Source organism: Pseudomonas yamanorum, assembly GCF_013386765.1.
In the GTDB taxonomy this organism is placed as follows: domain Bacteria; phylum Pseudomonadota; class Gammaproteobacteria; order Pseudomonadales; family Pseudomonadaceae; genus Aquipseudomonas; species Aquipseudomonas yamanorum_A.
The window spans coordinates 1-20450 of sequence record NZ_JACARE010000047.1 but is presented as its reverse complement, the minus strand read 5'-3'; the positions used below and the strand labels follow the sequence as shown (position 1 = coordinate 20450).

The 20450-nt window shown below is 61.1% G+C and carries 17 protein-coding genes and 1 pseudogene; 11 read left to right on the top strand and 7 right to left on the bottom strand.

The features are described 5' to 3' along the window. Window positions 1-10: 10 nt before the first annotated feature. Window positions 11-1429 (bottom strand): short-chain fatty acid transporter, encoded by a 1419-nt coding sequence (locus tag HX875_RS28490; protein ID WP_177047868.1) that lies wholly within the window; start codon window positions 1427-1429, stop codon window positions 11-13. A 189-nt stretch (window positions 1430-1618) separates the two neighbouring features. Between HX875_RS28490 and HX875_RS28485 the strand changes: the two genes are divergently transcribed. The 3 genes from HX875_RS28485 (at window position 1619) to HX875_RS28475 (ending at window position 4624) form a co-directional block, all read left to right on the top strand. Then, window positions 1619-2923 carry an MFS transporter gene (locus HX875_RS28485; RefSeq protein WP_177047866.1) on the top strand — a complete coding sequence of 435 codons (1305 nt, stop codon included), beginning with the start codon at window positions 1619-1621 and terminating at the stop codon, window positions 2921-2923. Window positions 2924-2993: 70 nt separating this feature from the next. Then, window positions 2994-4130: an XRE family transcriptional regulator gene (locus tag HX875_RS28480; RefSeq protein WP_177047863.1), complete on the top strand. Its 1137-nt coding sequence runs from the start codon at window positions 2994-2996 to the stop codon at window positions 4128-4130. After that, the gene (locus HX875_RS28475; RefSeq protein ID WP_177047861.1) at window positions 4127-4624 is read left to right on the top strand and encodes a DUF4411 family protein; all 498 of its coding nucleotides are present in this window, start codon (window positions 4127-4129) and stop codon (window positions 4622-4624) included. The genes HX875_RS28480 and HX875_RS28475 overlap by 4 nt, the downstream gene beginning before the upstream one ends. A 41-nt stretch (window positions 4625-4665) precedes the next feature. On the opposite strand, the gene HX875_RS28470 is transcribed toward HX875_RS28475, so the two are convergent. After that, window positions 4666-6036 (bottom strand): GntT/GntP/DsdX family permease, encoded by a 1371-nt coding sequence (locus tag HX875_RS28470; protein WP_177047859.1) that lies wholly within the window; start codon window positions 6034-6036, stop codon window positions 4666-4668. A gap of 217 nt (window positions 6037-6253) precedes the next feature. On the opposite strand from HX875_RS28470, the gene HX875_RS28465 reads away from it, so the two are divergent. Further along, window positions 6254-7159 carry a cation diffusion facilitator family transporter gene (locus HX875_RS28465; protein ID WP_177047858.1) on the top strand — a complete coding sequence of 302 codons (906 nt, stop codon included), beginning with the start codon at window positions 6254-6256 and terminating at the stop codon, window positions 7157-7159. A gap of 3 nt (window positions 7160-7162) precedes the next feature. Here HX875_RS28465 and HX875_RS28460 read toward each other — a convergent pair whose 3' ends face one another. Continuing rightward, on the bottom strand, window positions 7163-7837 hold the full coding sequence (locus HX875_RS28460) for a heavy metal response regulator transcription factor (RefSeq protein ID WP_177047856.1): 675 nt from the start codon (window positions 7835-7837) through the stop codon (window positions 7163-7165). A gap of 161 nt (window positions 7838-7998) precedes the next feature. Here HX875_RS28460 and HX875_RS28455 point away from each other — a divergent pair, with 161 nt between their 5' ends. The 3 genes from HX875_RS28455 to HX875_RS28445 are packed head-to-tail and all read left to right on the top strand — an operon-like array spanning window position 7999 to window position 13554. Then, window positions 7999-9243: a TolC family protein gene (locus HX875_RS28455; protein ID WP_177047854.1), complete on the top strand. Its 1245-nt coding sequence runs from the start codon at window positions 7999-8001 to the stop codon at window positions 9241-9243. Window positions 9244-9261: 18 nt separating this feature from the next. Next, entirely contained in the window at window positions 9262-10374 is a 1113-nt protein-coding gene (locus HX875_RS28450; protein WP_177047852.1) for an efflux RND transporter periplasmic adaptor subunit, read from the top strand. Between the two features lie 18 nt (window positions 10375-10392). Beyond that, entirely contained in the window at window positions 10393-13554 is a 3162-nt protein-coding gene (locus HX875_RS28445; protein WP_177047850.1) for a CusA/CzcA family heavy metal efflux RND transporter, read from the top strand. A 37-nt stretch (window positions 13555-13591) separates the two neighbouring features. On the opposite strand, the gene HX875_RS28440 is transcribed toward HX875_RS28445, so the two are convergent. The 4 genes from HX875_RS28440 to HX875_RS28425 form a co-directional block, all read right to left on the bottom strand. Then, window positions 13592-14995 (bottom strand): heavy metal sensor histidine kinase, encoded by a 1404-nt coding sequence (locus tag HX875_RS28440; protein WP_177047848.1) that lies wholly within the window; start codon window positions 14993-14995, stop codon window positions 13592-13594. Beyond that, complete coding sequence (locus tag HX875_RS28435; protein WP_177047847.1) at window positions 14992-15666, bottom strand: heavy metal response regulator transcription factor; 675 nt, start codon at window positions 15664-15666, stop codon at window positions 14992-14994. The genes HX875_RS28440 and HX875_RS28435 overlap by 4 nt, the downstream gene beginning before the upstream one ends. A gap of 216 nt (window positions 15667-15882) precedes the next feature. Further along, window positions 15883-16068, bottom strand: a complete 186-nt coding sequence (locus HX875_RS28430; RefSeq protein WP_177047845.1) for a hypothetical protein — start codon at window positions 16066-16068, stop codon at window positions 15883-15885. A 236-nt stretch (window positions 16069-16304) separates the two neighbouring features. After that, entirely contained in the window at window positions 16305-17633 is a 1329-nt protein-coding gene (locus HX875_RS28425; protein ID WP_177047843.1) for an OprD family porin, read from the bottom strand. Between the two features lie 237 nt (window positions 17634-17870). Here HX875_RS28425 and HX875_RS28420 point away from each other — a divergent pair, with 237 nt between their 5' ends. The 4 genes and pseudogenes from HX875_RS28420 to HX875_RS28410 all read left to right on the top strand — a co-directional run bounded on the left by HX875_RS28420 (window position 17871) and on the right by HX875_RS28410 (window position 20257). Continuing rightward, on the top strand, window positions 17871-18203 hold the full coding sequence (locus tag HX875_RS28420; protein ID WP_177047842.1) for a DUF2790 domain-containing protein: 333 nt from the start codon (window positions 17871-17873) through the stop codon (window positions 18201-18203). A gap of 107 nt (window positions 18204-18310) precedes the next feature. Continuing rightward, window positions 18311-19087: pseudogene (locus HX875_RS33285) on the top strand (PAS domain-containing protein); the annotation flags it as partial. Between the two features lie 108 nt (window positions 19088-19195). Beyond that, entirely contained in the window at window positions 19196-19627 is a 432-nt protein-coding gene (locus tag HX875_RS33280; RefSeq protein WP_371317243.1) for a methyl-accepting chemotaxis protein, read from the top strand. Between the two features lie 54 nt (window positions 19628-19681). Continuing rightward, window positions 19682-20257, top strand: coding sequence for a flavin reductase family protein (locus tag HX875_RS28410; protein ID WP_177047840.1), 576 nt, complete (start codon window positions 19682-19684; stop codon window positions 20255-20257). The last annotated feature ends 193 nt before the right edge of the window (window positions 20258-20450 follow it).

The window sequence follows — 20450 nt, the reverse complement described above, 5'->3', positions numbered from 1 at the left end:
CTTCAGAGGATTAAGGCATTACCGGCGGCAAATATTTAAGCGTCGTACCCAACGCCCACAGCAAAAACAGCACAAGCGGCGTATGCACCAGCAGTTGCACAAACGAGAAACCAATCAAATCCCGCGCCTTCAACCCCAGGACCCCCAGCAGTGGCAACATATAGAACGGGTTGATCAGGTTCGGCAGCGCCTCGGCGGCGTTGTAGATCTGCACCGCCCAGCCCAGGTGATATTCCAGGTCATTGGCGACCTGCATCACATACGGCGCCTCGATAATCCACTTGCCGCCACCCGACGGGATAAAGAAGCCCAGCACCGCCGAGTACACGCCCATCAACAGCGCGTAGGTGTCGTGGGACGCGATCGAGGTGAAGAAGGTCGAGATATGGTGGGCCAGGGTCGCGCCGTCACCGCCTTTGACCACCGTCATCAACGCCGCAATCGAGCCATACAACGGGAACTGGATCAGCACCCCGGTGGTGGTCGGCACCGCACGGGCCACCGCATCGAGGAAGCTGCGCGGGCGCCAGTGCAGCAACGCACCCACCATCAGGAACAGGAAGTTGTAGGTATTGAGCCCCGAGATCGCGCTGATCGCCGGCTTGGTCGAGAATTCATGGAACAGCCACCCTGCTGCCAGCAACGCCAACAGGATGGTCAGCAACGGGCTGTGTTCCAGCCACTCGCCCGGACGGGTCGGCGGTTGCGGTTTGGGCATGTTGAAGGCCGGGTCGATACCGCAGGCCTTGGCGTCACGGGCGGAGTTCGGCCCGGGCGCGGTGGCATAGGCGATGATCAGCGAGACCACGATCAGCGCCAGCAACAGCACGCCGGATTGCCACAGGAAGATGGTGTCGGTGAACGGGATCATCCCGGTGATCGACAGGATCGACGGCGGCAAACTCGCCGGGTTGGCCTGCAACTGCGCCGCTGACGACGACAGCCCCAGCGCCCATACCGCGCCCAGGCCCAGATAGGCCGCAGCACCGGCTGCGCGATAGTCCATGCGCAAATCCGTGCGACGGGCCAATGCGCGCACCAGCAAACCGCCGAACACCAGGGACAGGCCCCAGTTGAGTAACGAGGCGACCATCGAAATCAGCGCCACCCACGCCACGGCAGAACGGCCGTTCTTGGGGATGCGCGCCAGGCGATCGATCAATTTCACGGCGGGCGGGGAGCTGGCGACCACATAACCGCCAATCACCACGAAGGCCATTTGCATGGTGAACGGGATCAGACTCCAGAAGCCATCACCAAAGGCCTTGGCGGCTTCGGTCGGCGCGGCGCCCATGCTCAGGGTCGCCACGGCGACAATGATCACCGCGAGGGCGGCAAACACCCAGGAGTCCGGGAACCAGCGCTCGGCGAAGTTGGAACAACGCAGGGCAAATCGGGCGTAGCGGCTTTCTTCGATAGCATCGGCCACGTTCAGTACCTCTATTTGTATTTATTATGGGGGGCGGCAGTTTTGCTGCATGTTCCTCTACGGCTATTCATTTGGGAATGTAGTTATCTTCATTGATCAATGAGTAAAGCAAATATATCCAGCGTGATTGCCATCACCCGGCCCAGCTCATAACCTGCAGGCCATTTTGTTTGTCTGCCGAGCTTGCACATGACTGCCACCTCTTATCCACAGGCGCAGCGTTTCTCCCGCTCCGACTACAAAACCCTGGGCCTGGCCGCCCTGGGCGGGGCCCTGGAAATCTACGACTTCATCATCTTCGTATTTTTCGCGCTGACCCTCAGCCAGCTGTTCTTCCCGCCGGAAATGCCCGAATGGCTGCGCCTGCTGCAAAGCTTCGGCATCTTCGTCACCGGCTACCTTGCGCGACCGCTGGGCGGGATCCTGATGGCGCATTTCGCCGATCACCTGGGACGCAAGCGGGTGTTCAGCCTGAGCATCCTGATGATGGCCTTGCCCTGCCTGCTGATCGGGATCATGCCCACCTACGCCCAAATCGGCTATTTCGCGCCGTTGATCCTGCTGGCGCTGCGCATCCTCCAGGGCGCGGCGGTCGGCGGGGAAGTGCCCAGCGCCTGGGTATTTGTCGCCGAGCACGCCCCGGACAACCATCGCGGTTATGCCCTGGGCTTCCTGCAGGCCGGGCTGACCTTCGGCTACCTGCTCGGCGCGCTCACCGCCACGCTGCTGGCGCAAGTCTTCACCCCGGCAGAAATCCTCGACTACGCCTGGCGTTTCCCGTTCCTGCTCGGCGGCGTATTTGGCGTGATCGGCGTCTGGCTGCGGCGCTGGCTCAGCGAAACCCCGGTGTTCCTGCAAATGCAGGCACGCCGCCAGGCCGGCGCCGAATTGCCATTGCGCACCGTCCTGCGGGAACACCGCAGCGCGCTGCTGCCGGCGATGATCCTCACCTGCGTGCTCACCTCAGCTGTCGTGGTGCTGGTAGTCATCACCCCGACCATGATGCAGAAAACCTTCGGCATGAGCCCCAGCCACACCTTCGCCTTGAGCGCGCTGGGCATCGTGTTCCTGAACATTGGTTGCGTGCTGGCCGGCCTGCTGGTGGACCGCATCGGCGCGTGGCGCGCAGTGTTGGTCTACAGCCTGTTGCTGCCGGTGGGGATTGCTGTGCTGTATGCCAGCCTGATCGCGGGCGGCGTGTGGCTGGGCGCGGCGTATGCGATTGCCGGCTTGAGTTGCGGGGTGGTGGGCGCGGTGCCGTCGGTGATGGTCAGCCTGTTCCCGGCGCAGGTGCGGGTGTCGGGGATTTCCTTCACCTACAACATTGCGTATGCGCTGTGGGCGAGTACCACGCCGTTGATGTTGATCGCGTTGATGCCCACCAGCCCGTGGATCTGCGTGGGGTATTGCGTGGTGATGGGCGCGGTGGGCGCAGTGAGTGCGGCGCATTTTGGCAAGCAGCACTGGGTATCAGGCAGTAACAAAGCAGCCTAAGCGCCATCAATTGACGGGTATGGCAGCCACTCCTATAGTCCGTTCACCTCTAATCCGTGCGTATCTTTCGATGACTCAGACAGCCTTTATCAACCCAGCCATTTTGTCCTGGTCTCGAGAGCGGGCGGGTTTGTCTGAAGCGCAAGTTGCGAAAGGCCTTCCAGTCAAACTGGAAAGAGTCAAAGAGTGGGAAGGTGGCAAGAGTCTCCCTACGTTTAACCAAGCTCAAAAGTGGGCTGCTATTGCCCATGTTCCTTTCGGCTTTCTTTTTCTTAAAGCACCGCCGGAAGAGCATCTCCCGCTTCCTGACTTACGTACCGTCGGGGGGATTTTTCCGGACAAGCCTAGCCTTAACTTGATGGACACCGTCAGAGACGTACTTCGCAAGCAGGATTGGTATTTGGAGTACCTGCAGGATCACGAGCGAGCAGCTTTGCCCTTTGTTGGTAGCTTCACAAGCGGCTCCCGGGTTAAAGACGTGGTGGCTGATATTCGTAGAGTTCTGGGTGTGACTGATGCATTCGCCCGTTTGAGTTATGACGACTATATGCGAGCGCTGGTAAGTGGTGCTGAAGAGGCGGGCATTCTGGTGATGCGCAGTGGTGTCGCTCTTGGCAATACTCACAGGAAACTCGATGTTAGTGAGTTCCGCGGATTCGCTATAAGTAATACCTTGGCCCCGGTCGTATTTATCAATAGTGCGGACGCGCCCACCGCACGGCTTTTTACCCTCATGCATGAACTTGCACACATTTGGATTGGTAGCACTGGTGTGTCGGACGGCGGTAACCAAAGTGCCCGTCAGGAAGAGGCGTTCTGTAATGCTGTGGCGGGGGAGTTTCTCGCGCCAGAAACAGTTTTTAGGGCTTTTTGGATGCTGGAAGTTTCTTGGGAGGATAACCTTGGGCCTCTGGCCACACGTTTTCGAGTAAGCGCATTGGTGATTGCTCGTCGTGCCCGAGATCTGGGCTACATAACCAGTACTCAGTACGGGGCTTACTACAGGCGGATCCTTCAAGAATATCGCGACAAAGATGGGAATGGCGGTGATTACTATCGGACAGCAGCCATCAGAAACAGCACTCGATTAAGCAAGGCTGTGCTGGCCGAAGCTCAGAGCGGTCGTATATTACTGCGTGATGCCGGAAAAATTTTAGGTGTGCAACCCGCCAAGCTGAAGGCTTACGCGATGAAGTTGTCCGCATGAAACATCTATTGGATTCGAACACCCTGATTGAGGCTAAAAACCGTTACTACGGTATGGCGATTTGCCCAGGGTATTGGACGTGGATACTCCATCAGCATCAGGCGTTGGAGATTGCAAGTATCTTGCCGGTTCGAGACGAACTGGCTAGAGGTAATGACGAACTGACTCAATGGGTAAAGGACAACGCTGGTATTTTTGAAGACTCCAGCGATGAGCAGACCCAAGCTGCGTTTGGGACAGTTGTTGGCAAAATTGCCGAACAGGCGTCTGTCATGAAGCCAGGTGCGCTTGAAGAGTTTCTTGACGGTGCGGATCCTTGGCTGATTGCTAAAGCGATGACAACGGACGCGATTGTGGTCACTCACGAAGTGTTCAATCCGGATATCAAGCGCAAGTACACCATCCCTAATGTATGTTCATTGGTCGGTGTCCCCTACATGAATACCTTCGAGTTGCTCGGCAAGCTAGATGCGCGGTTTGTGCTGCATCTTTGAAAACTGGAGGCCTGAGAAAATCCTCCAGTTTTTCTGATGCTTTACGTCAGGAAGTGCCACATCAGCAGCGTGCCCACCAGGCCCACCACCGAGACGATGGTCTGCAACACCGACCACACCCAGATCGTCTGCTTCAACTGCAAGCCGAAGTACTCACGCACCATCCAGAAGCCGGCGTCGTTGACATGGCAGAAGAACACCGAGCCGGCGCCAATTGCCAGGGCGACCAGTGAGCTTTGCGTCGCTGCCAACCCCGCCATCATCGGCGCCAGAATGCCCGCCGTGGTGGTAGTGGCAACAGTCGCCGAACCGGTGGCCTGACGCAGTGCCACGGCAATCAGCCAGGCCAGCAGCAGGTACGGCATGTGCGCACCTTCGGCCACCTTGCTGATGGTCTGGCTCACGCCGGCATCCAGCAAGGTTTGCTTCAACCCGCCGCCCGCACCGATGGTCAGCAACAGCACCGCGATCGGCGCCAGCGCTTTACGCAAGGTATTGCCCACATCGGCCCGTGGCATGCCGCTGGCCCAACCCAGGCAAATCACCGCCGCTATAACCGCCAGCCCCAGCGCGATCAGTGGCTCGCCGAGGAACTTCAAGGTCAGCGCCACCGGGCTTTCCGGCGACATGGCGACCTTGGCCAGGGTGCTGCCGAGCATCAGGATCACCGGCAACAGAATGATCAGCAGCGACACGCCAAAACTCGGCTGGCGCGGGGCCTTGGGCGGTGCACTGAACAGCGCGCCAATGTCGGCCGGCTCATCCACGTGCATGCGCTTGGACAGCCAATTGCCGTACAGCGGGCCGGCCAGAATCACGGCGGGCACCGCGAGGCAGAAGCCCAGCAACATGGTCAGGCCCAGGTCGGCGTGCAACGCGCCTACCGCAATCAGCGGCCCTGGATGCGGTGGCATCAGGGCGTGCAGGGTGGTCATGCCCGCCAGCGCCGGGATCGCGATTTTCAGCAGCGGCTGGTTCGAACGCTTGGCCATCACAAAGATGATCGGCACCATCATCACCAGGCCCACTTCGAAGAACAGCGGCAAGCCAATCACCATTGCCACCAGCGCCATCACCCACGGCAACGACTTGCCCTTGCCCAGGCCGAGCAGGGTGGTGGCGATACGGTCGGCGGCCCCGGATTCGGCCATCAACGCGCCGAGCATCGAGCCCAGGGCGATGATGATCCCGGCTTCACCAAGGATCGCCCCGGCGCCTTTGCTGAAGGCCTTGGCCACTTCTTCTGGCGGCAAGCCCGCGCCCACACCGGCGATAAAGGTGCCGATCAGGATCGACAAAAATGGCGGCAGCTTGGTCACGCTGATCAACACAATGATGCTGGCAATCGCCAGCAGTACGCAGAACATGAGGCGGGTGTCGTGAACCATCCACGCGGCAGTCGATAACTCCAAAACGGGACTCCTTATCGAACAGGTTGGCTAATATGTTTCTTTTTGTTTCCTGCTCGAAAAGCATACCTGATAGAACGGTTCCAGAGCGTTCATGTTCAATTTTGGTGCGCACGCCGTAACGTCTGGCTGACGGCGTAATGACAATTTCGTAACCCATGCCGGAGGTTTTGGCCTATAGCTCTATGATCAAGCGGACTACTACCCACGAGGACATTTCATGAGCGCAGGACACAGCCACGCCCAAGTACGCGCCGGCCACGAACGCAAGTTATGGATGGCCCTGGGGCTGACCTCAAGTTTCATGATTGCCGAGGTGATCGGCGCCTTTATCACCGGCAGCCTGGCGCTGTTGTCCGACGCCGCGCACATGATGACCGACGCCCTGGCCCTGGCAATTTCCCTGGTGGCGATCCAGGTGGCCAAGCGCCCCGCCGACCGCAAGCGCACCTTCGGCTATGCGCGTTTCGAGATACTGGCGGCGGCGTTTAATGCGCTGCTGCTGTTCGCCGTGGCGTTCTACATCCTTTATGAGGCCTATCAACGCCTGCAGGCGCCCGCCGAAATCCAGTCCACGGGCATGCTGGTGATCGCTGTGCTGGGGCTGATCGTCAACCTGATTTCCATGCGCCTGTTAAGCGCGGCCAGCGGCGAAAGCCTCAATGTGAAGGGCGCTTACCTGGAAGTCTGGAGCGACATGCTCGGGTCCATCGGCGTGATCATCGCCGCGCTGCTGATCATGTACACCGGCTGGGGCTGGGTGGATTCGGTGGTCGCGGCGGCGATTGGCTTCTGGGTGTTGCCACGTACCTGGACCCTGCTCAAGGAAAGCATGAACGTGCTGCTGCAAGGCGTGCCCGACGGCATCGATATCGACAAGGTGGAGCAGGCGATTCGCGGCGTTCCCGGGGTGACGGAGGTGCACGACCTGCATATCTGGGCGCTCACCAGCGGCAAGAACGTGCTGAGTACGCATCTGGTGGCGGATTCGGCCCAAGGCAGCGAGCAACAGATCCTCAGCCAGGTGACGGAATTACTGCATGAACAATTCGATATTTCCCACGCCACCATCCAGGTGGAGGGCACCGGCTTTCACCACGACGAGCATGACGAGGTGCACGCCTGACCCTTACTCGCGGTCTTCCAGCACATAACCCACGCCGCGCAAGGTATGGATCAACTTGCGCTCGAACGGGTCATCGATCTTCGCCCGCAGGCGGCGGATCGACACTTCCACCACATTGGTGTCGCAATCAAAGTTCATGTCCCACACGAACGAGATGATTTGCGTACGGGACAGCACCACGCCGCTCTGGCGCATCAACAAATGCAGCAGGGCGAACTCCTTGGTGGTCAGGTCGATGCGCTGTAAACCGCGAAATGCCCGGTGGCGGCCCTGATCCAATTCCAGGTCGGCCACCCGCAACACATCCGGCACTGGCGACTGGGTGCTGCGGCGCATCAAGGTGCGCACCCGCGCCAGCAATTCCGGGAATTCAAACGGCTTGACCAGGTAATCATCGGCGCCCAGGTCCAGGCCCTTGATCCGATCGGCGAGGCGGCCCTGGGCGGTCAGCATCATGATGCGCGTGCTGCTGTTCTCACGGATGCGCTGCAGCACGTCCCAGCCATCCATCAACGGCAGATTTACATCCAGCATCACCAGGTCGTAAGCGTGCTGGCGGGACAAATGCAAACCGTCGGCACCGGTGGCGGCACAGTCGACGATATAGCCACTTTCACTCAATCCCTGATGTAAGTAATCGGCGGTTTTAGGTTCGTCTTCGATAACCAGAATACGCATGTCGAGGATCCCGCTGGGCAGTGGAAAAGTTGGCCGCAGCTTAAAGCAAAAGCCCGACGCAGAGCCGTTGCTAACGGATTTGTAATGTTCTGGCCACTCCTCTGATAAGTACCGAAAGTTACATTGCCCATCTGTTAATTCATGGGCATGGAACTCTTGTTATGCCAACTTTCATACGCAAATTACTGTGGGTGGCAGGCGCCTTGTCGACTGTCTTTTTATTCGCCACCGCGACGGTTCAAGAGGCGTCGGCGCAAACCCTGACCCTCGAATCGGCCCTGCAAACCGCCTTCGCCAACAACCCCGACATGGCCGCTGCGCAATGGGAAATCGACATCGCCCAGGGCGGTCGCCAGCAGGCCGGATTGATCCCCAATCCGGTGGCCTCCTGGGATGCCGAAGACACCCGCCGCAACTCACGCACCACCACCGTCAAACTGACTCAGACTCTGGAACTGGGCGGCAAGCGCGGCGCACGAATTGATGTCGCCACTCGCGGCCAGGAGGCGGCCGCGCTGACCCTGGAACAGCGCCGTAACGTCCTGCGGGCGGAGGTCATCGACGGCTACTACGGCGCACTTCGGGCCCAGGAACGCCTCGACCTGGCCCAACGCTCGCTGGCGCTGGCCGAGCGAGGGCTGGTGGTGGCCAACGGTCGCGTCACCGCCGGCAAATCGTCCCCGGTGGAAGCCACCCGGGCCCAGGTGCAGCTATCGGAAATCCGCCTGGAATTCAACCGCGCGCAGATGGGCCTGACCGACGCCTATCGCCGCCTCGCCGCCAGCACCGGCGCCGCCAGCACCGACTTCCAGGCGGTAGCCACCCAGGCTCAGGCGGCACCGACATTACCGTCGCCCGCGCGGTTGCTGGCCCGCCTGGAACAAACCGCCGAACTGCGCCTGGCCGAGCTGCAAATCGTCCAGGGCGAGGCGGCCCTGGGCCTGGAAAAAGCCCAGCGCATTCCCGACCTCGACGTGTCCATCGGCAGCCAATACGACGCCAGCGTGCGCGAGCGGGTCAACGTGGTGGGCGTGTCGATGCCGATCCCGCTGTTCAACCGCAACCAGGGCAACGTGCTTGCCGCCAGTCGCCGCGCCGACCAGGCCCGCGACCTGCGCAACGCCGCCGAACTGCGCCTGCGCACCGAGACTCGCCAGGCCCTGGACCTCTGGCAAACCGCCAATACCGAAGTGCGTTCGTTCAACCAACAGATCCTGCCCGCCGCCCAAAGCGCGGTGGACAGCGCCACCCGTGGCTTCGAGATGGGCAAGTTCAACTTCCTCGACGTGCTCGACGCCCAGCGCACCTTGATTGCGGCCCGTACCCAATACCTCGCGGCCACCGCCCAGGCCACTGAAGCCTGGGTGCGCATCGAACGGATTTACGGCGACCTCGCCCGGTTTTGATTTATTCAGGAGCGTTCCATGAACAACAAACACAGGATGGCGCTGGCCGTTGCGCTGCTGCTGGCGTGGCCGACCCTCAGCGGTGCGGCCGAGGCGGAAGAAGAAGGCAAACTCGAACTGACCGACCAGCAAATCCAGGCCGCCGGCATTCAACTCGCCCCGGCCCAATCCCGGCAGATCAGCACCATGCTGTCACTGCCGGGTGAGGTGCGTTTTGACGAAGACCGCACTTCCCACATCGTCCCGCGTGCCGCTGGTGTGGTGGAGTCGGTGAAGGTCAACCTCGGGCAATCGGTGAAGAAAGGCGAGCTGCTGGCGGTGATCGCCAGCCAGCAGATTTCCGATCAGCGCAGCGAGCTGGCGGCCAGCCAGCGCCGGGTCGAACTGGCCCGCACCACCTTCCAGCGCGAGCGCCAGTTGTGGCAGGACAAGATCTCCGCTGAACAGGATTACCTGCTGGCGCGCCAGGCACTGCAAGAGTCCGAAATCGCCCTGAACAATGCCCGGCAAAAGATGAATGCCCTGAGCGGCAGCGCCGTGCTGGTCGGCGGCAATCGCTACGAACTGCGTGCGCCGTTCGACGGCGTGGTGGTGGAAAAACACCTGGGTGTCGGCGAGGTGGTGAGCGAGACCAGCAACGCCTTCACCCTGTCGGACCTGTCCCAGGTGTGGGTCACCTTTGGCGTGTTTCCCAAGGACTTGAACAAGGTCCAGGTCGGCAAGCCGGTGAAGGTCACCTCCTCGGAAATGGGCACCGAAGTGCTGGGCACCGTGGCCTATGTCGGCAACTTGCTGGGGGAGCAGACCCGCACCGCCACCGTGCGCGTCACGGTGCAGAACCCTGACGACTCGTGGCGCCCAGGCTTGTTCGTCGCCGTGCAGGTCGCCACCGACACCTACCAGGCCAAGGTCACGGTCCCGCAGGAAGCCATCCAGACCGTCGAGGACAAACCCTCGGTGTTTGTGCGCACCCCCGACGGCTTCATGACTCGCCATCTTGAATTGGGCGTCAGCGAAAACGGTTTCGTCGAAGTGCGCCAGGGCCTCGACGCCGGGGCGCAGGTGGCCACGGTCGGCAGCTTCATCCTCAAGTCCGAGTTGGGCAAGGCCTCGGCCGAGCACGCCCATTGATCCTGCGAGTGATTCCCCATGTTTGAGCGCCTTATCCAATTTGCCATCGAGCAGCGCATCATCGTGCTGCTGGCGGTGCTGTTGATGGCCGGTGTCGGCATCGCCAGCTATCAGAAATTGCCCATCGACGCCGTGCCCGACATCACCAACGTCCAGGTGCAGATCAACTCGGCGGCGGCGGGGTTCTCGCCGCTGGAAACCGAGCAACGCATCACCTTTCCCATCGAAACCGCCATGGCCGGGCTGCCGGGGTTGCAGCAGACCCGCTCGCTGTCGCGCTCGGGCTTGTCCCAGGTCACGGTGATTTTCAAGGACGGCACCGACCTGTTCTTCGCCCGCCAACTGGTCAACGAGCGCTTGCAGGTGGCCCGCGAGCAATTGCCCGACGGAATTGAAAGCATGATGGGGCCGATTTCCACCGGGCTCGGGGAAATTTTCCTGTGGACCGTGGAGGCGAAAGACGGCGCGCGCAAGGAAGACGGCTCAGCGTATACGCCGACCGATCTGCGGGTGATCCAGGACTGGATCATCAAGCCGCAACTGCGCAACGTGCCCGGCGTGGCTGAGATCAATACCATCGGCGGCTTTGCCAAGGAATACCAGATCGCCCCGGACCCCAAGCGCCTGGCGGCCTACAACCTGACCTTGAGTGACCTGGTCACCGCGCTGGAGCGCAACAACGCCAACGTCGGCGCAGGCTACATCGAGCGCAGCGGCGAGCAATTGCTGATCCGCGCGCCGGGGCAAGTCGGGTCCATCGACGATATTGCCAACATCGTGATCACCACCTCCGACGGCACACCGATTCGGGTGCGCAACGTCGCCCAGGTCGATATTGGCCGTGAGTTGCGTACCGGCGCCGCGACGGAAAATGGCCGTGAAGTGGTGCTGGGCACGGTGTTCATGCTGATCGGTGAAAACAGCCGCACCGTGTCCCAGGCCGTGGCGAAAAAACTTGAAGAGATCAACCGTTCACTGCCTGAAGGCGTGGTGGCGATCACCGTCTACGACCGCACCAACCTGGTGGAAAAAGCCATCAGCACCGTGAAGAAAAACCTCTTCGAAGGGGCGCTGCTGGTGGTGGCGGTGTTGTTCCTGTTCCTGGGCAACATCCGCGCCGCGTTGATCACCGCGATGGTGATTCCCCTGGCCATGTTGTTCACCTTTACCGGAATGTTCACCAACAAGGTCAGCGCCAACCTGATGAGCCTCGGCGCCCTGGATTTCGGGATTATCGTCGATGGCGCGGTGGTGATTGTCGAGAACGCCATCCGCCGCCTGGCCCACGCCCAGCAGCGCCATGGGCGTTTGTTGACGCGCAGCGAGCGCCTGCATGAAGTGTTCGCGGCGGCCAAGGAAGCTCGGCGTGCGTTGATCTTCGGGCAGTTGATCATCATGGTGGTGTACCTGCCGATCTTTGCGCTCACGGGCGTGGCCGGGAAAATGTTCCATCCGATGGCGTTCACCGTGGTGATCGCGCTGCTGGGGGCGATGATTCTGTCTGTCACCTTTGTGCCGGCGGCGATTGCGCTGTTCGTGACCGGCAAGGTCAAGGAAGAAGAAAACCTGGTGATGCGCACCGCACGGCGTGTCTACGCGCCGGTGCTGGATGGGGTGATGGCGCGCCGGCCGCTGGTGTTCGGCCTGGCGGTGCTGGCCATCGTCGCATCGGGCCTGGTGGCCAGCCGCATGGGCAGCGAATTTATCCCCAGCCTCAGCGAAGGCGACTTCGCCCAACAAGCGTTGCGCGTGCCGGGCACCAGCCTGACGCAATCGGTGCACATGCAGCAGCGACTGGAAAAAACCTTGATGGCCGAAGTGCCGGAAATCGAACGGGTATTTGCCCGCACCGGCACCGCGGAAATCGCCTCCGACCCGATGCCGCCGAACATCTCCGACAGCTACGTGATGCTCAAGCCCAAGGACCAGTGGCCCGACCCGAAGAAGTCCCGCGAGGCAATCATCGCCGACATCCAGCGCGCCAGTGCGATTGTGCCGGGCAGCGTGTATGAACTGTCGCAACCGATCCAGTTGCGCTTCAACGAACTGATTTCCGGGGTGCGCAGCGACGTCGCGGTGAAGGTGTTTGGTGATGACATGGCGGTGCTCAACAAGACCGCCGGGGAAATCGCCGAGACCTTGCAAACCCTCCAGGGCGCCTCGGAAGTGAAGGTGGAACAGACCTCCGGCCTGCCGGTGCTGACCATCAATATCGACCGCGACAAGGCCGCGCGATTTGGCCTGAACGTGGGCGATGTGCAAGACACGATTGCCGTCGCCGTGGGTGGGCGCCAGGCCGGGACGATGTACGAAGGCGACCGGCGTTTTGACATGGTCGTGCGTTTGTCCGACGCGCTACGCACCGATATCGAAGGCCTGTCGCGGTTGCTGATCCCGATTCCGGCGCTGGCGAATAACGCGGCGGGGCAGTTGGGGTTTATCGCGCTGTCGGAAGTCGCCAGTCTGGACCTGGTGCTTGGCCCCAACCAGATCAGTCGCGAAAACGGCAAGCGTTTGGTGATCGTCAGCGCCAACGTGCGCGGGAGGGATATCGGCTCGTTTGTCGAAGAGGCCGGCGTGGCCATCGACACCCAGGTGAAAATCCCCGCGGGTTACTGGACCACCTGGGGCGGCCAGTTTGAACAGTTGAAGGAAGCGTCCGAGCGTTTGCGCATCGTGGTGCCGGTGGCGTTGCTGCTGGTGTTCGGGCTGCTGTTCATGATGTTCAACAACCTCAAGGACGGGCTGCTGGTGTTTACCGGGATTCCCTTCGCGTTGACCGGCGGGATCATGGCGCTGTGGCTGCGGGATATTCCGCTGTCGATCTCGGCGGGCGTGGGCTTTATTGCGCTGTCCGGGGTGGCGGTGCTGAACGGGCTGGTGATGATTGCCTTCATTCGCAACCTGCGGGAAGAAGGGCGCTCATTGTCGGTGGCGATCAACGAAGGCGCCCTGACGCGCTTGCGCCCGGTGTTGATGACGGCGCTGGTGGCGTCCCTGGGGTTTATCCCCATGGCCCTGGCCACCGGCACCGGCGCCGAAGTGCAGCGCCCGCTGGCGACGGTGGTGATTGGCGGGATTATTTCGTCGACGCTGCTGACGCTGCTGGTATTGCCGGCGCTGTATCACTGGGCACATCGACGTGAGGAACAGGAAGACCGCCTGATGCCTGACCAATAACCTGTGGAGCGGGAGCAAGCTCCCTCTCCACACTGGTTTATTGGCAGATAGCGTTGGTGTGAAGAGGAAACACCAGTCGAAACTCGGTGAAATTCTCGGGCTTGCTGCTGACTTCAGCCCGCCCCTGATGCAGGGTCATGATCGACCGCACAATCGCCAGCCCCAGCCCGGTGCCACCTTCGGAGCGGGCGCGGCTGCTGTCGACGCGGTAGAAACGTTCAAACAGGTTCGGCAGGTGCTGCGCTTCAATCCCCGGGCCTGGGTTGCCCACCGACAGCAGCACCTGCTGCCCGTGGGTCTCCACCTGCAACGACACCGTGGACGCGTGCGGGGTATGCCGGATGGCATTGGACAGCAAATTGGAAATCGCCCGCTGGATCATCAGGCGGTCGCCATGCACCGAGGCATCGCCGCTGAGGCTCAGGGTCAGTTGCTTGTCTTCGGCACTCAAGGCGAACAGCTCCATCACCCGGCGCGCTTCATCGGCCAGGGCCACCGGCGCAAACGACACCCGCGCCGCCGGGTGGCTGACCTGCGCCAGAAACAGCATGTCGGAGACGATCCGCGCCAGGCGTTCCATCTCTTCGGTGCTGGATTCCAGCACCGCCTTGTACTCCTGCGGCGGTCGCTCCCGGGACAGCGTCACCTGGGCCTTGCCCATCAAATTGGTCAGTGGCGCGCGCAGTTCATGGGCCAGGTCATCGGAAAACTGCGACAGCTGCTGCACCCCGCCGTCGAGGCGCTGCAGCATGAAGTTGATGCCTTGGGCCAACTCGCCCAGTTCCTTGGGCAAGTTATCCACAGCCAGCCGGTGAGTCAGGTCCTGGGTGGTGACCTTGGCGGCCACGCGGCTGAACTGCTGCAGTGGCGCGAGCCCGCGTTGCACCACCCACCACGCACCGATGCCGATCAGCAGCAACAGCAGCGGCAGGGCGATCACCGTGGAGCGCAGGTAAGCACTGAGCAGCGCCTGATCGTCCATGCGGTCCAGCGACAGCAACACCCGCACACGTTCGCCGCTGGCCAGGCGCATCAGGCTGGAGGCGCTGAGCACTTGATTGCCGTTGCTGTCGTTCCAGTTCAGGTAACCGAGGTTCTGGCGTGGGGCAAAGTCGGTCAGCAGCGGTTCCTGGGGCTTGGCGCCGATGCTGAGCAGCACTGCTTCATCGGGCGCGGTGCCGACGATGGTCAGGTAGAAATTGTCATGCCCCATCACCAGGTCCATCAACGAATGGGGGCGGGCGCGGATGTCGCCGGTGCTCAGGCCCTGGGCCAGGCTGTGCTGGATCTGCTCCATCTTGCTTTCCAGGCCCTTGCGCGCCAGTTTCTCAAGCTCGTGGGTCAGCGCCAGGTACGCCAGCGTCGCGAGCAACACCACCAGGCCGGCGCCCATCAGGCTCACCGTCAGCCCGAGGCGCATCGACAGGCTGCTGGATCTCATTGGCGGGCCTCCAGCACATAACCCACGCCGCGAATGGTATGGATCAGCTTGACGTCACTCTGGTCATCCACCTTGGCCCGCAAGCGGCTGATGGAAACTTCCACCACGTTGGTGTCGCAGTCGAAATTCATGTCCCACACCAGGGAAATAATCTGCGTGCGGGTCAGCACCTCGCCGGACTGGCGCATCAACACATGCAGCAGGGCGAATTCCTTGGTGGTCAGGTCGATGCGCCGGGGGCCGCGATAGGCGCGGTGGCGGCGCGGGTCCAGTTCCAGGTCCGACACACGGAATACTTCCGGCACCGGTATGTGTTCGCTGCGCCGCAACAGGGTGCGCACCCGGGCCAGCAGTTCGGGAAACTCGAAGGGCTTGACCAGGTAATCATCGGCGCCCATGTCCAGGCCCTTGATCCTGTCGGCCAGCCGGCCACGGGCAGTGAGCATCATGACCCGCTGGTTGCTGTCGCGGCGCAGTTGCTCCAGCACGTCCCAGCCGTCCCTGGCCGGCAGGTTGACGTCGAGAATCACCAGTTCATAAGCGTGTTGCCCGGCCAGGTGCAGGCCGTCCACGCCACTGGCGGCGCAGTCGACCACGTAACCGCTTTCGGTCAGGCCCTGCTGCAGGTAGGCGGCGGTTTTTTGCTCGTCCTCAACTACAAGGATACGCATGGGGGTTTACCTTTTAATGAGAAGAGAGAGGGGGTATTTGAATGCTCGGCAGCCTGAAGGCTGAAGTAGCTTCAGGGTCAATCAGCCAGTTTGTGACTGGTTGTTGCGGTAAACCGGCGGACAAAAAAAACGCCCCATCCGGGGCGTTAAAAATTCATCTCTTTCCAAAGGAGCTACACAAAAGCTTCAGAGATGAATGTGCTCGGTGTGCGCCGTTCAGATGGGTTGCTTCTCTGCGTCGGCGGGGGTTGTCTGGGCCACGGCTTGTTCGCCATGGACCTGCTGCTGTTGCTGGCGAAACTCGGCCAGGAACTGCCGGGAACGGTCGGCGCCGTCATCAGCGAGGGCGAAAGTGGAAGTAGCGCCGAGGAAACTGATCAATAACAGGTGACGTGGTTTCATGACTGTTCTCCAAATAAGGCGGGTGCCGTTAGTTGGGTCCAGTATATGAAGTTCAACTTAACGAGAAGGTGAGGCACATATTACAGTTCTGACAGGCTTCAAATTGTGAACAGATGTTATTCAATTGTAGGAGCGAGCTTGCTCGCGAAGAACCAGAGGGCGCCGCGTCAAGCCAGATGCCCCGCGTTATCGTTAGCGACCTTCGCGAGCAAGCTCGCTCCTACAAAGAGCATCGTTTAGAGAATCGCCAGCGGGTATTCGACAATCAGCCGGACTTCTTCCAGGTCCGACTCAAACGCACTGGAGCGAACCGTCGCCTGGCGCAACCGCAGCGACAGGTCTTTCAGGTTGCCGCCCTGCACCACGTACTTGGCTTCGATATCCCGCTCCCAGCGGCGTTGATCGGTCAGCGGGTTGCCGGCCGCGTCACGGCGCATGTACACCGCGTTGGCGTTGCTGTAGTCGGCGCCGGTGCCCTTGCCGTAGCGGGTCATGAACGAGAGGCCGGGGATGCCGAACGCCTGCATGTCGAGGTTGTAGGTGAGCATCCACGAGCGTTCCTTGGGCGAGTTGAAGTCGCTGTACTGGATCGAGTTGTTGAGGAAGATCGAGTCCGACATGCGCAGGTAGTCAAAGTCGTCATCCCCGTTGTTGCGCTGGTGCGACAGGGCCAGGCTGTGGCCGCCCATCTTGACCCCAAGCCTGGCGCTCCAGATGTTGTTATCGAACTCGCCCAGGCGTTTCTTGCCTTCGTCCACGGCCTTGTAATAGTTGAAGTCGCCAAACAGCGACACGTCATCGTTCAGCGGGTAACTGGCGGCGCTGCCGAAGTAGTACTGGTCCCAGGCGTCCTTCAGGCGGCTGGTGTACAGGCTGACGCTGAGGTGTTTGTTCACCTGGTAGTCGCCGCCGGCGTAGCCGATCCAGGGCGAATCCACCTTGCCCGCGTAAAAGGTCGCAAAGCCTTTGTCCATGCCGCTTTGGGTGGGCTGGCTCATGCCGTTCAGGTGCCCGGCCTGCAGGCTCAGGCCCTCGATACTGGTGTTTTGCGCAGTGACGCCGCGAAAGCTTTCCGGCAATACCCGCGCGTCGCCGTAGGCCACCACCGGGGTCAGCGGGAACACGTCACCGGCCTTGATCACGGTATCCAGCAGGCGCATTTTTACCGCGCCACCGAGCTTGCTGTAGCCGTCCTCGGGGTGGTTGTCGCTGTCTACCGGCAGCACGCCGAACGAACCCTTGCCGCCGCTGCGGCCGGTGCCGGAGTCGAGTTTCAGGCCATACATCGCAAAGGCATCCAGGCCGAAACCCACCGAGCCCTGGGTGAACCCGGATTCGAACTTGCCGATAAACCCCTGGGCCCAGGCTTCGGAGTAGCCATTGCCGGTGGGGCTTGACTGGCCCTTGCGATCGTCACGGTTGAAGTAGAAGTTACGCGCCAGCACGTTCAAGGTGCTGCCTTCGATAAACCCCTCGGGTTTATCGTCCTCGGCCATGCTCGCCAGCGGCGCAAGGCCGGCCAGGGCGGCGATGATTGAAAGGGGAAATGTGCGATGTGTACTCATGTAACGCTCCTCGGTATTGGCAGCTATTAGCTTCTTTTGATATGGGCGTTATTGTGGGTGTGGCCCAGGTTGATAGTTGCAAATAGCAGATAACGGCGAGGTGGTGGGCAAGTTACAATTTTGAAAGTTTTGTGGGATATAACAAATAAGTAATCGTTCGGTGAACCTTCCGACAGACTTGGTTAGTTACCCTTGGCCTGAACTTTCTACTTAATGAAGTCAGACGAGGATATCCTCATGAACAGCCTGAAAATTGCTTTAGCCACCGTTGCCCTTACCTTGTCGGTGGGCGTTATGGCCGAGAGCGGTGGCGACCGCACCTTCGCCCAGATGATGGAACGCAACGAGCAAGCCATGGCCGCCTATGCCGCGAAAAAAGGTAAGCCGGCGCCCGAGGTGCTGGTGTATCGCTACGGCATGCAGCTGGACATTGCCAAGGTGGTCAACGTCACGCCGCCGATTCGTTCGTGCAACGCCGTGCCGTCGCGCATGACCTACGAAGACTCCACCGGCAAGCTCAATACCCTTCAGTATCAGGTCATGGGTATCTGCCGTAACAACGGCAGTTGAGGCGCTGCAAAAATATAGTTGGGCGGCGCGCTAAAGCGCGCTTAAGAAAACACGGGCAGCGCCGATGCAGGTCAGATCCCTGTCCTTATTTGCCCTCGGTGCCGTCCATGTTCAACACCCGCCTCAAGCAGGAGCTGTCCGCTCTTCGCGAAGAATTGTCCAGCCTGCAACAGGTCAAGGAGAGCCTGGAAAGCGAAATGATGGCCCTGACCCTGGACCCGGATGGGCGCATCGAGTCCGTCAACGCCATCTTTCTGCAGGAGATGGCCTACCAGGCCAGCCAGTTGCAAGGCCGCTTGATCGAAGAACTGGTACCGGCGCACGTCAGGCAGGACGCCTTTCAATTGCGTTTCAAAAACGCCCTGGTGCGTGGCGAGCACTTCGCCGGTACCGTGCGCCTGAACCGGGGCAACGGCGATGAAGCGTGGCTGCGCTCCATCGTGCAGCCGGTGCGCAGTTCGGACGGACGCATCAAACATTTTTCGGTGTACTCCAGCGACCTGACACGCACCATCGAAGCATCCCGGGAACACGAAAACCTGATCACTGCGCTGGTGCGCTCCACCGCCGTGATCGAGTTTGACCTCAACGGGAATGTGCTGACGGCCAACGACCGTTTCCTCAATGGCATGGGCTACAGCCTGGCGCAGATCCAGGGCAAACATCACCGGATATTCTGTGAGTCCCAGGACGCCAACAGCGTCGAATACCAGCAGTTCTGGAAGCGCCTGAATGCTGGCGAGTTCGTCGCCGGCCGCTTCAAGCGTATCGACAGTCATGGCCGCACAGTGTGGCTGGAGGCGTCCTACAACCCGGTACTCGACGCCAATGAGCGGCTGTACAAAGTGGTCAAGTTCGCCACGGTGATCACTGACCAGGTCAACCAGGAGCAGGCCGTGGCCGACGCGGCCAACATTGCCTACAGCACCTCCCTGCAAACCGACAGCAGCGCCCAGCGCGGCACCACCGTGGTCACCCAGGCGGTGGATGTGATGCGCGACCTGGCCAAGCACATGCAACAGGCAGGCGAGGGCATCGAAGCGCTGAACGCCCAGTCCCAGGTGATTGGCAGCATCGTCAAGACCATCAGCGGCATCGCCGAACAGACCAACCTGCTGGCCCTCAACGCCGCCATCGAAGCTGCCCGCGCCGGCGAGCAAGGCCGTGGTTTTGCGGTGGTGGCCGATGAGGTCCGCCAACTGGCGTCGCGTACCAGCAAGGCCACCGAGGAAATCGTCGGCGTGGTGCGCCAGAACCAGGACATGGCCCGCGACGCCGTGGCGCTGATGACCGATGGCCGCCTGCAAGCCGAACAAGGCCTGGCCCTGGCGGCCGAGGCGGGCACGGTGATCGTGGAGATCCAGGACGGTGCCCAGAAAGTGGTCAGTGCGGTGGGGCAATTCGCCAATCAACTGAGCAGCTAGTCACCGGGGCTCAGGGTTGAGGTATCGTAGGTTTTTTTTCCGAGCCTTTCGTCCATGAGCCCTAACCATCGCCGTGCCGTCCCGCTGTCCAAGGCCTACCGCTTGCTCAACCACGGCCCCACCGTGCTGGTCAGCGCCGCGCACAACGGCCAGCGCAATATCATGGCCGCAGCCTGGGCCATGCCACTGGATTTCGAACCGCCCAAAGTCGCCGTGGTGCTGGACAAGGCCACCTGGACCCGGCAACTGCTGGAAGGTGCCGGCACCTTCGTGCTCAACGTGCCGTGTGCGGCCCAGGCCGATATCGTACAGACCGTGGGCAACACCACCGGCAGCGAGACCGACAAGTTCGCGGCGTATGGCTTGCACACGTTCAGCGGCGAACACACCGAAGCGCCGATGCTTGAAGGATGCGTGGCGTGGTTGGAGTGCCGGTTGCTGCCGGAGCCGCATAACCAGCAGACCTATGATCTGTTCCTCGCCGAAGTAGTGGCGGCCCAGGCGGATGAGCGGGTGTTCAGCGACGGCCGCTGGCATTTCGAAGGGCACGATGGGTTGCGTACGTTGCACCATGTGGCGGGTGGGCATTTCCTGACGATTGGTGAGCCTGTTGATGGGCGACAGCTTTAAGCTGACTCCCGGCTGCTTTTGTGGCGAGGGGGCTTGCTGTGGAGAGGGGCTTGCTGTGAAGAGGGAGCTTGCTGTGGAGAGGGAGCTTGCTGTGGCGAGGGAGCTTGCTCCCGCTGGAGTGCGAAGCACTCCCAAAGAATCCACCTCGGTTTGACTGTAAAACCGCATGCGCAGGTTTTGGGGCTGCTGCGCA